At 69.9% G+C, this 11531-nt stretch carries 8 protein-coding genes; 4 read left to right on the forward strand and 4 right to left on the reverse strand.

What is annotated here, in order from left to right; all coding sequences use genetic code 11:
- Window positions 1–86: 86 nt before the first annotated feature.
- The 3 genes from AAGI91_16930 (at window position 87) to AAGI91_16940 (ending at window position 4687) form a co-directional block, all read left to right on the forward strand.
- Window positions 87–1001, forward strand: a complete 915-nt coding sequence (locus AAGI91_16930) for a DMT family transporter (protein MEM1044295.1) — start codon at window positions 87–89, stop codon at window positions 999–1001.
- Between the two features lie 409 nt (window positions 1002–1410).
- Complete coding sequence (locus AAGI91_16935) at window positions 1411–3693, forward strand: TonB-dependent receptor (protein ID MEM1044296.1); 2283 nt, start codon at window positions 1411–1413, stop codon at window positions 3691–3693.
- Window positions 3694–3697: 4 nt separating this feature from the next.
- Window positions 3698–4687: a DUF4249 family protein gene (locus tag AAGI91_16940; GenBank protein ID MEM1044297.1), complete on the forward strand. Its 990-nt coding sequence runs from the start codon at window positions 3698–3700 to the stop codon at window positions 4685–4687.
- 103 nt (window positions 4688–4790) lie between these two features.
- On the opposite strand, the gene AAGI91_16945 is transcribed toward AAGI91_16940, so the two are convergent.
- The 4 genes from AAGI91_16945 to AAGI91_16960 all read right to left on the reverse strand — a co-directional run bounded on the left by AAGI91_16945 (window position 4791) and on the right by AAGI91_16960 (window position 9993).
- Window positions 4791–6155: an OmpA family protein gene (locus AAGI91_16945; GenBank protein ID MEM1044298.1), complete on the reverse strand. Its 1365-nt coding sequence runs from the start codon at window positions 6153–6155 to the stop codon at window positions 4791–4793.
- A gap of 86 nt (window positions 6156–6241) precedes the next feature.
- Window positions 6242–6580, reverse strand: a complete 339-nt coding sequence (locus tag AAGI91_16950; protein ID MEM1044299.1) for a phage holin family protein — start codon at window positions 6578–6580, stop codon at window positions 6242–6244.
- A 27-nt stretch (window positions 6581–6607) separates the two neighbouring features.
- On the reverse strand, window positions 6608–7258 hold the full coding sequence (gene pdxH / locus AAGI91_16955; protein ID MEM1044300.1) for a pyridoxamine 5'-phosphate oxidase: 651 nt from the start codon (window positions 7256–7258) through the stop codon (window positions 6608–6610).
- Between the two features lie 137 nt (window positions 7259–7395).
- Window positions 7396–9993: a PAS domain S-box protein gene (locus AAGI91_16960; protein ID MEM1044301.1), complete on the reverse strand. Its 2598-nt coding sequence runs from the start codon at window positions 9991–9993 to the stop codon at window positions 7396–7398.
- 280 nt (window positions 9994–10273) lie between these two features.
- Here AAGI91_16960 and AAGI91_16965 point away from each other — a divergent pair, with 280 nt between their 5' ends.
- Window positions 10274–11428, forward strand: a complete 1155-nt coding sequence (locus AAGI91_16965; GenBank protein MEM1044302.1) for an aminotransferase class I/II-fold pyridoxal phosphate-dependent enzyme — start codon at window positions 10274–10276, stop codon at window positions 11426–11428.
- Window positions 11429–11531 lie beyond the last annotated feature (103 nt).

An 11531-nucleotide genomic window follows, 5' to 3' on the forward strand; every position in this document is an offset into this window, starting at 1 on the left:
CCCACTCTCCCACTCTCCCACTCTCCCACTCTCCCACTCTCCCACTCTCCCACTCTCCCACTCTCCCACTCTCCCACTCCTCCCCCGTGCCCCTTCGCCGCTCCGCCGACCTGGCCCTCCTCGTTACCGTACTGATCTGGGGGCTCAACTTCCCGATCATCAAGGTGGCGCTGGAGCCGATGCCGCCCTACGTGGTCAACGCGCTTCGGTTCGTGGCGTCGGCGGTGGTGCTGGGGGCGCTGCACGCGTGGCAGGTGCGGGGGCAGCGAGGCGCGTTCTGGGCCCCGTTCCGCGAGCATCCGTGGACAGTCGTCGGGCTCGGCCTGCTGGGCTACGTGGGCTACCAGTGGCTCTTCATCGTCGGCGTGGACGCGACGAGCGCCGGGAGCGCGGCGCTCCTGATCGCTTCGGCCCCGATGTGGACGGCGATGATCGCCCAGGCTACGGGGATGGAGCGGCTCTCGCTCGGCGCGTGGGGCGGGCTCGGGCTGTCGCTCGCCGGGACGGCGCTCGTCATCCTCGCCGGGACCGGGGCCGTGGCCTTCTCCGAGGACACCCTCTCCGGGAACCTGCTGATGCTCGGCGCGGCGGTGGCGTGGGCGGCGTACACCGTCTTCAGCCGCCCGGTCCTGGGGACCGGCATCTCGGCGACGGGCCTCGCGTTCTTCGGCATCGTCGTCTCCCTCCCCATCCTCTGGGCACTCGGGCTGAGCGACCTCGACCAGGTGGACTGGAGCGGCGTGGACGGGACGGTGTGGAGCGCACTCCTCTTCTCCGGCGCGCTCTCGACCGGCGTGGCCTATTGGTTCTGGAACGCGGCCGTGCAGCGCGTCGGCCCGTCGCAGACGGCGATCTACAGCAACCTCGTCCCGGTCGTGGCGCTGGCGAGCGGGGCGCTGCTCTTGGGCGAGGCGGTGACGCTGTTCCAGCTTCTTGGCGGCGCGCTCATCCTCGGTGGCCTATTCCTGATGCGCCGCGCGCGGCGACCGGTGGCGGCGTGAGCCGCGCCTACCGAGCGGGGGAAAGAATCGCGTTACCTCGCCCGCTGCAACCCCGGCTTCTTTGCTGCGTCCCCATCTGGACGCTCCTGCTGGCCACCGCTTTCTGCCCACCGTCCTCCTACCCCACTGACCGCGCGCCCTGGAGCGGCGGCCCTGCCACTCCTGGCACCGGCCCTTCTTGACGCAAATCTTGACGCACGTCGATGCGACCGGGACCGGCCGGTCCGTACCATGAGCGCATGATCGACCCCACTCCCGGCAGACCCAACCGCACCGCCCGTCGCGCCTTGCCTACCGCCCGTCGAACCTCAGTGACCGAGTGCGCCCTTCAGCTTGCGGCGCGTACCACCGGGCCGGTACCGTCCGTTCGTGCTGCACGCCTGTAACCCCGCTTCCGTCCCGTAGCCCCATGCCCGCCCGCTTCGCTGTCTTTTTCCTCCTCCTCCTCTTCGGGACCGCCCACGCGCAGACCGCCACCCTCAACGGCTTCGTCCGCGACGCGGACTCGGGCGAAACGCTCGTCCAGGCGACGGTCCAGGTCGTGGGCACCGAGCGCGGCACCGTCTCCAACGTCCAGGGGTTCTACTCGCTCGGCGACCTCGCGCCCGGCGAGGTGACCGTCGTCGCGCGCTTCATCGGCTACGACGTGCTCCGCCGCACGGTCACGCTCGCGCCCGGCGAGGTCCAGCGCCTCGACCTCGACCTCCAGCCCGAAGGGGTCATCGGCGAGGAGATCGTCGTCGAGGCCGACGAGGCGATCGAGGACGAGCGCCCGCCCGGCGTGCAGAACGTCTCGATCGCGCTCGTCGAGGAGCTCCCGACGGTCTTCGAGGCCGACCTCTTCCGCTCGATCCAGCTCCTGCCCGGCGTCAAGGCCGCGAGCGACTTCTCGTCGGCGCTCTACATCCGCGGCGGCTCGCCGGACCAGACCCTCGTCCTCCTCGACGGCACGACGGTCTACAACCCGACCCACTTCTTCGGCTTCTTCTCGACGTTCAACACGGACGCCATCAAGGACGTGCGGCTCTACAAGGGGGCCTACCCGTCGACCTACGGCGGCCGTCTCGGCTCGGTCGTCGACATCTACAACCGCGACGGCAACCGGAACGAGCGTGCCGGCAGCGTGACGCTCGGCCTGCTCGCCAGCCGGATCGGGGTCGAGGGGCCGATCGTGAAGGGGCGCGGGTCGTACTCGCTCAACGCCCGGCGCTCGACGCTCGAGCCGCTCCTGGCCGTGCTCCGCGAGAACCTCGACGAGGACGGCATCCCGGAGAGCTTCTACTTCTACGACGTCAACGCCAAGGTCGGCTTCGACGTCACGCCCAACGACCGCCTCAGCCTCGCGGCCTACGCCGGGCGCGACCGCGTTCTCCTCCCCATCGGCGACGACGCCGAGTTCGACCTCGACTACGGCAACCAGACGGCGTCGCTGGCCTACCAGCGCGTGCTCTCCGGGACGGCCTTCGCCAACCTCCGGCTGACGGCGAGCCGCTACTTCAGCTTCCCCACCGGCAACTTCGCCGGGACGACCTTCGAGCGGCCCAACACGATCACCGACTTCTCAGCCCGCCTCGACATGGAGTGGCTGCCCTCCGAGGCCTTCGAGCTGCGCGGCGGCGTCTGGGGCGGGCTGCTGAACCTCGGCCTGTCGAGCAGCTTCAACGGGTCTACCCAGACCGACTACGAGAACCCGTCGCGCTACGCCTCGGGCTACGTCCAGACCCGCCACCGCCGGGGGCCGTGGATCTTCACCGGCGGCGTCCGCGCCGAGTACTTCCGCAGCCTCACCGACGACCTCATCGACGACCTCGAGCCCGAGCCGGCGTCCTACCTCCGCCTCTCGCCCCAGGTCCAGGTCGAGCGCACGTTCGGCGACCGCGTCGTGCTCCAGGCTGCCGCCGGGCGCTACCACCAGTTCCTCTCGCTCCTCTCGAACGAGGCGTTCTCCGGGTTCGACACCTGGGTGACGACGGGCGTGGGCGTCGAGCCGCAGTCGAGCGAGCAGGTCGTGCTCGGGGTCAAGACGCGGCTCGGCGAGGCGTACAAGCTGGACGTGGAGCTCTACGGCCGGACGCTGCGCGACCTCTTCGACACGCGCCCCGAGGTGCAGGACGTGGCGGGGCTGCGCTACGACGAACTGTTCCGCTTCGGCAAGGGCTACGCCTACGGCGTCGAGGTCCTCCTTGAGCGCGGCGTGGGGCCGGTGACCGGCCTCGTCGGCTACACGCTCGGCGCGACGCGGCGGCGCTACCCCGACGAGCCGGCCTTCCGCGACGTCTTCCCGCCGAAGTACGACCGCCTCCACGACCTCACACTCGTCTCGAATTACGCCCTCGGCCGGGGCTGGAAGTTCACCGTCGCCGGGTCCTACGCGACCGGCCAGGCCTACACGACGCCCTCCGGCCGGTACCAGATTGGCGGCCTCCCGACCGAAAATCCGAACATCGACCTCGTCAACTCGAACGGCCTCAACACGGCGCGGCTGGCGCCCTACCACCGCGTCGACATGGGCTTCACCAAGACCGGGACGATCTTCGGCGCAGCGTACGAGCTGCAGCTTCAGGCGGTCAACGTCTACAACCGCCGCAACCTGTGGTTCTTGGTCTACGACGACGACGAGAACCCCATCGAGGTCATCGAAGTCCGCCAGCTTCCGATCCTGCCCAACGTCTCCTTCTCGCTCGACTTCTAGCCCGATGCGCCTCCTCTGCCTCGCTCTGCTCACCCTCGCCCTCGCCGGGTGCGACGGGACCGTAGACGACGACTTCACGCCCCAACTCGTCGTCTCCGCCTTCCTCGGCACCGCCGAGCCGCTTCCCGACGTACGCCTCTCGCAGACCTCGCCGCTGCTGGCCGTCCTCGACACGGCCGCGCTCGGCGTGGACGGGGCCGAGGTGTCGATCACGCTCCTGGCCCCGGACGGCTCCGACGAGGAGACCTACCCCTACGCTCTCGCTGGCCCTGGGCGCTACAGCCCCGTCGGGGCCGACACCGTGCGGGAGCTTCGGACCTACCGGCTCGATGTTACCGGCCCCGGCGGCGAGCAGTTGACGGCGCAGACGACGGTCCCGCCGGACTACGACCTCGTTAACCCTGCCCCTGACGACCGCGACGTCGGGGAGGTGATCTACGGCCTCGGGCTGGGACCGGAGGTCGAGATCACGCGGAGTTCGACGGACGACCGGCTCGCGGCGTTTGTCGGGTCGGTGCGCGCCCTCGCCCCGGATGACTTCGAGGAGGTCGAGATCGACGGCGAGACACGCTACCGGAGCCTCAACCTGCCGGACCGGTTTCGGCCGGTGTCGCTCTTCCAGCGGTTCCTGGACTGCGAAGAGGACGACGAGGGGCGTCTCGTCTGCGAGGAGGATCCGCTCCAGGACTTCGTCGTGACCGGTACCTCGCCGGTGCTCAACGAGGCCAGCTACGTCACGCTCCCGAACGGGAATATTCTGGTCCGCGTACCGTTCCTGGCGTTCGGCTACCTCGGGCCGCAGGACATGACGCTGGTCTCGCTCGACCCCGCGTTCCAGGCGTTCCTCCAGACCCAGGCCATCCAGGGCGGCGGCTCGACGCTCTCGCCCGGCGAGATCCCGAACGTGACCTCGAACGTCGAGGGCGGCCTCGGCGTCTTCGGCTCGTTCTCCGCCGAGACGGTCCAGACGACGATCGTCGCATCGCCTTTCTGACCCCGGTAAACCTATCCGACGAGGTGGTTCGCCGCGGCCGTGGCAAGGCTGTAGACGACCGAGCCGACGGGCGCCGCTGCACCGGACCTCAGCGCAAAACGCCCTAGAGCCTGCGCAGGACCGACCGGCGGTTCTCGGCCTTGCCCTCCGGCGTGCCGTTGTCGGCCACCGGATCGCTCTCGCCGAACCCGGCGGCTTCCAGGCGGTCCGCGCTGATGCCGCGCCCGACGAGCCAGCCGGCGACGGCCTGGGCACGCTCTTCGGAGAGGGTCTGGTTGGCAGCGTCGGAGCCGTCGCTGTCGGTGTGGCCTTCGATGCGGAGGCGCAGGTCTTCGTGGTCCTCGAGCATGCCGAGGATGTCCGCCAGGATACCAGAAGACTCAGGCTTGAGGACCGCGCTGCCGGAGTCGAACCGGATTGCGGTCGTAGAGACGAACCCGTCGGCTTCGAGGTCGTCGTAGAGCGAGCGCGGCCCGCCCTCGGCGATGCGGAGGTCGTCGAGGAAGAGCGAGTAGCGGTAGACGTTCATGAAGACGTGGAGCCGCTCGGCGCGGGGGAACTCGTAGCGCGGGACGTTCGCCACGCGCGTCCCGTTCGCGTACATCTTCCAGTAGTCCCCGTCCACAGCAATCGCGATGTCCATCCACGCGCCGGGTTCGAGGCCGACGTTGCCCTCGGATGTCGCGGCCCCGTAGCCGCCCGGAAGCTGGAGGCCCTGCCCTGCGCTCTGGACGAAGACGTGCGGGTTCGGCGGGTAGGTGCAGCGCGTGTCCGGCGTGTCGTCGCTTCCGTCGGAGAAGAGGTAGAGCCTCGCTCGGCGCTGCGGGTCGCTCGTCCGCATGCGGAACTCGACGGTGTAGCGCTCGGGCAGGACTTCGGGGAGCGGGACCGTGAAGCAGCCGTTGCCGCCCCGGTCCGCTTCGCTCGTGCCCTCGCCGACGCGGAGCACTTTGTTCTTGGTCTCGCCGCGGCGAAGCTCTACCACGTCGAGGTTGCCCGCGAGGTAGTCGAGCCGCGAAGGGAAGTTGCCGGTGCGGGTGCCCTCGAAGTCGTGGTAAAACAGCACGCGGTCGCCGGAGACGAAGTCGTAGTTCGCCCAGACGCCCTCGCCGGGCTCGTCCTCGTCCCCGGCGGGAGGTGTCACCGGCACCCCGGCACGCTGGCGAGCGGCCCGCGCCTCGGCCTCGGACACGCGCTCTCCATCGCTGTCTACGATCACCACCTCGGCCCCTTGCTTGGTGCCGTCGGCGATGCAGGTCTCGTCCGTGACGGCACAGACGACCGCGTCCTCGGCTACGTCGAAGGCGGCGGTCACGGCGCGGTCGGCGCGGCGGGCGGCCTCGCGCTCGGCGGCCCGTTCGGCCCCTCGCTTCGCCCCGTCTTTGATCCGGTCCAGGAAGCCTTGCGCCTCCGCGGGCTGGGCGGCGAGCAGCAGGGCGAAGGTGAACAGGAGCAGGCGGGTCAGCATGGCGAGCCTCGTCGGGTGTCGGTGGGGGCCGGCACCGAAGCGCACCGGACTAACCTCACGTTACCCCCTACCCGACGTCACTCGCCTCACCCAAAGATGTGATTCGCCGCCGCCGTCGCAAGGCTGTACACCACCGAGCCGACGAGCGCCGTCAGCGCCCCCTCCACCGCGAACCCGTCGACGAACTCCGACACCGCCCAGAACAGCACGGCGTTGATGACGAGCGAGAACAGGCCGAGTGTGAGGCACGTCAGCGGCAGCGTGAGCAGCTTCACGAGGGGCCGCACGAAGGCGTTGACGAGGCCGAGCACGAGCGCCGCCACGAGGGCGGTCGGGAAGAAGCTCGCCACCGCGATGCCGGGGACGAGGTAGGCGACGAGCAAGAGGGCGAGCGCGGAAAGGAGCCAGCGGACGAGGAGCTTCATGGCGGGCGGAGGCAAGGCGGGATGCTTTCAGGGCGCGAGCCGCTCGCGGTCCCAGCCAACGTCGGTGCGGGCGTAGACGAGGCGGTCGTGGAGGCGGCTCGGGCGGCCCTGCCAGAACTCGATGCGGGCCGGGCGAACGCGGAAGCCGCCCCAGTGCGGCGGGCGTGGCACCCGCTCGTCGGGGTACTCGGCCTCCAAGTCGGCGAGGCGCTGCTCCAGCACCGACCGGTCCGGGATGGGGCGGCTCTGGTCGGAGGCCCACGCGCCGAGCCGGCTACCGCGCGGCCGGCTGGCAAAGTAGGCGTCGGACTCGTCCGCGCTGATCTTTTCGGCGGTACCCTCGATGCGGACCTGGCGCTCCAGCGGCTCCCACCAGAACGTGAGGGCAGCGTACGGGTGCGCGTCGAGGTCGCGGGCCTTGCCGCTTTCGTAGTTGGTGTAGAACACGAACCCGCGGGCGTCCATGCCCTTGAGGAGCACGACGCGGGCAGCGGGGTGCCCGTCCGCCCCTACGGTCGCCAGCAGCATCGCGTTGGGCTCGCGGACGCCCGCTTCCAGCGCCTCGCCGAACCAGCGCTCGAACAGGAGGACCGGATCATTGCCGGCTTCGTGCTCGGAGAGGCCGGCGCGGGTGTAGCTCTGGCGGAGATCGGCCAGGGACGAGGCGGGCGTGGGCATGTCGGACACGAGGGCGGGGGACAGAGAGCGGAGGACGGAGGACGGAGGACGGAGGACGGAGGACGGAAAGGTAGGCGCGGAGTGCGACGGGGTCAGTAGATTTTCTGACTTTTCATTGCACTCCCGCACTCCCGCCGTCACTCGCTGTCCATCGCCCAGTCGGGGTCCAGGGCCGAGCCGAGAATGCCGAGGAGCTGCCGCTTCGTGAACGGCTTGCTCAGGTAGCCGGTGAAGCCTTCGTTCAGGAACCGGTCCCGGTCGCCGGGGAGCGCGAACGCCGTGAAGGCGATGATCGGCACGTCCTGGTAGGCCGGCATCGCGCGCATCTCCTTCATCAGTTCCACCCCCGACTCGTCCTCGGAGAGGTGGATGTCGAGCAGCACGAGGTCGAAGTCCCGCGCTTTGGCCTGGGTCAGCGCCTCCTGGAAGCTGCCCGCGATGGTGGCGTCGAAGCTGCCGCGGAGCATGCGGCCGATGAGCATCCGGGCGCTCTCGTTGTCGTCGAGCACGAGGACGCTCGCGTGGCTGGGTCCGCTGGCGATCTCCACGTCCGGAGCCGCCTCAGCCTCCACGACGGGGGCACCGGCATCGACACGGGGGAAGGACACGGTGAACGTGCTGCCCTCCCCTTTCCGGCTCTCCACCTCGATCGTGCCGTGCATGATCTCGACGAGGCGGCGGGTGATCGTCAGGCCGAGTCCGGTGCCTTCGTGGCTCCGCCCGATCCCGGTGGACTCCTGCTTGAACTCCTCGAACAGGTTCGGCAGGAACTCGGCGTCGATCCCGATGCCGGAGTCCTGGACCTGGATCGTGACGCGCTTGCTGTCGGCCGTGACGCGGACGGTGACGTGCCCCTCGGTGGTAAACTTGATCGCGTTGCCGACGAGGTTGTTCAGGATGCGGTTCAGGCAGCCCGAGTCGAGGCCCGACTTGGCGTGGGGAGATTCGACGACCGTCTCCAGGCGCAGCCCCTTGTCCGCTGCCAGCGGCCTGAGCAGGCCGACGACCTCCTCTACCTGCTCGCCGACCACCAGGTTGGCCACATCGACCTCCATCTGGTCGGCTTCGAGCCGGGCGAGGTCGAGGACCGAGTTGAGCGTCTCCAGCAGGCGCTTGCCGCTCTTCTCGATCAGCTGCACGAACTCGCGGTGCTCGTCCTCCACCTCCTCGGCCAGGACGCCGGCGAAGCCGAGGATGCCGGTGAGCGGCGTGCGGATCTCGTGGCTCATGTTGGCCAGGAAGGCGCTCTTCATCCGCGCCACCTCCTCGGCCTGCTCCTTCGCCTTGACGAGCGCGACCTCGGAGCGCTTGCGCTCGGTTACGTCGCGCGAGTTGAGGACGATCCCGCCCACCCACGGGTTGTCGAGCATGTTCGTCCCGACGGCCTCGACGTAGATGTAGTGGCCCGAGGCGTGGCGGCACCAGAACTCGACGGCCCCGAACTCGCCCGGCTGCTCCAGCCCGCGCTCGAAGAGCAGCTGCACATGCTGCTGGTGGGTCGGGTGGACGAGGTGCATAAACGACAGCCCCACCGTCTGGTCCGGCTCGAAGCCGAGGTTCTGGCGCACCGACGGGCTCTGGTACTGGATGACGCCGCTCCGGTCGATGACGGTGATGGTATCGTTCGAGTGCTGGACGAGGGCGCGGAAGCGCTCCTCGCTGGCGCGGAGCGCGTGCTTGGCCCGCAGGTGCTCGGTGACGTCCTCGACCGTGCCCTCGTAGTAGAGCACGTTGCCGCTGTCGTCGAACGTGGCGCGGGCGTTCTCCCGGACGTAGACCTTGCGCCCGTCGCGGCTGAGCAGGATCGACTCGAACTGGTCCACGCCGCCGTCGCGCACCATCAGGTCGCGGAAGCGCTCGCGCCCCTCGGGGCCGTCGTAGATGCGCTCCAGGTCGAGCGTGGCAAACTCTTCCGCCGACCCGAAGCCGAGCATCGAGACCAGGGCCTGGTTGGCCATCATCACCTGCCCGCCGGGCGAGCTCCGGTAGACGCCGACGGGGATGTTCTGAAACAGGGAGCGGTAGCGCGCCTCGCTCTCTTCCAGGGCTCCCTGGAGCCCCTGCAGCCGCGTGTTCATCCGGCGCAGCCGGACGAGCGTGTAACCCTCGTAGATCCAGCTCAGCGCCGCGCAGAACAGCGTGGTCAGCGCGATGCTGAGCATCGTGAACCAGAGCACGTCGTCCGGGGTGGATATCTGCGGGAAGTCGTACCCCCCCAGTTCCATCGTGTAGAGCGCCCCGATTTCGCCGATGACGAGGGCCGCGCACAGCACGGCGACGCGGGGGCCCACCATGAAGGCCGCAATCAGCGGAATGACAGGCGCGAAGTAGAGCGACGTGTCGGTCAGCCCGGAGTCCGTCGTGGCTAGGAAGAACTGGGTGCCGATCAGGGTCAGGCAGAACAGCGTGCCCGCCGCCACATACGACCCCGTCAGCCGGAGCACGAACGGGCAGCTGGCGAAGAGGAACGCGGCGGAGACCGCCGCCATCGCCTGAAAGCCGAACACGTCGCCCGCCGAGATGAGGCCGGCCGAGGCCACGAGGAAGAGCGGGACCATCACCGCGACGCTGACGATCAGCAGGCGCATGCGCCGCAGCGCGTCGGCGTTGCTCTCCGTGGCCTCGTCCGGGACGAACCAGTCGACGACCGGCCAGGGCTTGGCGACGAACTCGCTCGGCACGTACGACAGCGGAGCCGGCGGCGGGCGGGTGGGCTGGTCCGAGGGGGTGGGCACCCTGGGTTCCACAGCGGTGGCGGTTGGGGTGAGTGGTGGTGGCACGGGTAGCGTCACCCCGCGACCGTTCCGAAACGGAACGCGGCGGAAGGCTTACCTGCGTTGATCGTATCCGTGCGTGCGCTAACCGGCTGTCCAGCAGATTCCGTTCCTTTCTGTCACGCCTGCGTTACGTTCCCCGCTCCGAACCCCTGCCGTTGGCACCAAGATACGCTCGCGCTCCCCGAACCCCATACCCGGTCTGGGCGTTGCCCCGCTGTCTCTCGCCTGCCGCCTCGCCATGCCTCCACGCCGCCCGCACCTCAGCACCCGCCTCGCCCAAGCCGGATGCCACCCTGACCCGCAGACTGGATCCCTCACGCCGCCGCTCCACCTCGCCACGACGTTCGAGCGTCCCGCCAGCGGCGACTACGGCGGCGGCTACGTCTACGCCCGCTGGGGCAACCCGACCCGCGACCTCCTCGAAGCCACGCTCGCCGACCTCGAACACCCGGGCGGCGAGGCCGCAGCCTTCGCCTCCGGCATGGCGGCCGTGATGACCGTCTTCCAGGCCCTCCGACCCGGCGACCACGTCCTCCTCCCCGACGACGTCTACCACGGCGTCCGTCACCTCATCCGTTCTGTCTTCGCCGAGTGGGGGCTGATCTGCTCCGAAGCAGACCAGACTGATCTCGATGCCGTGCGGGCTGCCGTCCGCCCGGAGACCCGGCTCGTCTGGGCCGAGACGCCCTCGAACCCGCTCCTCAAGGTCACCGACCTCGAAGCCCTCGCGGGCGTCGCACGCGATGCCGGCGCGCTCCTGCTCGTCGATGGCACCTGGACGACCCCGCTCCTCCAGCGCCCTCTCGACCTCGGGGCCGACCTCGTGCTGCACTCGGCGACGAAGTACCTCAGCGGGCACTCGGACACGCTGCTCGGCGCGCTCGTGGCGAGGCCGGGGCTGGAGTTGTTCGAGCGCGTGCGGGCACTCCAGAAAAGCGCTGGGGCCGTTGCCGACCCGTTCGGGTGCTGGCTCGTGCTGCGCGGGCTGCGCTCACTCGGAGCGCGGATGCCGCTCCACAGCCGGAACGCGCAGTGCCTCGCCGAAGCGCTCGCTGCGCACCCGGCGGTCGAGGCCGTGCACTACCCCGGCCTGCCGGACCACCCCGGCCACGGCATCGCCCGCCGGCAGATGGACGGCTTCGGCGGGATGCTCTCGTTCCAGGTGCACGGCGGGGCCGAGGAGGCCCTCGGCGTCGCGGCCCGGTGCCGCCTCTTCCGGCGAGCCACCTCGCTCGGCGGGACCGAGAGCCTGGTCGAGCACCGCGCCTCGATCGAGAGCCAGCCCACGCCGACACCTCAGAACCTCCTCCGCCTCTCCGTCGGGCTGGAGCACGCCGGCGACCTCGCCGCCGATCTCACCGGAGCCCTGGACGCGGTCCTGGTTGCGCGCTAGATTGTGGGACGCCGGCCCGTGGGGGCGCGGCGCGCCGCGCCCCCACGGGCCGGCGTCCCACAATCTAGCGCGCAACCAGGACCGCGTCCAGGGCTCCGGTGAG

The sequence above is a fragment of the Bacteroidota bacterium genome, assembly GCA_038746285.1.
Classification (GTDB): Bacteria; Bacteroidota; Rhodothermia; order Rhodothermales; family JANQRZ01; genus JANQRZ01.

Coding starts and splice junctions, on each gene's coding strand:
- AAGI91_16935 (MEM1044296.1), top strand. CDS start 1,411: ATGCCCGCCCGCTTCGCTGTCTTTTTCCTCCTCCTCCTCTTCGGGACC.
- AAGI91_16940 (MEM1044297.1), top strand. CDS start 3,698: ATGCGCCTCCTCTGCCTCGCTCTGCTCACCCTCGCCCTCGCCGGGTGC.
- AAGI91_16945 (MEM1044298.1), bottom strand. CDS start 6,155: ATGCTGACCCGCCTGCTCCTGTTCACCTTCGCCCTGCTGCTCGCCGCC.
- AAGI91_16950 (MEM1044299.1), bottom strand. CDS start 6,580: ATGAAGCTCCTCGTCCGCTGGCTCCTTTCCGCGCTCGCCCTCTTGCTC.
- pdxH (MEM1044300.1), bottom strand. CDS start 7,258: ATGCCCACGCCCGCCTCGTCCCTGGCCGATCTCCGCCAGAGCTACACC.
- AAGI91_16965 (MEM1044302.1), top strand. CDS start 10,274: ATGCCTCCACGCCGCCCGCACCTCAGCACCCGCCTCGCCCAAGCCGGA.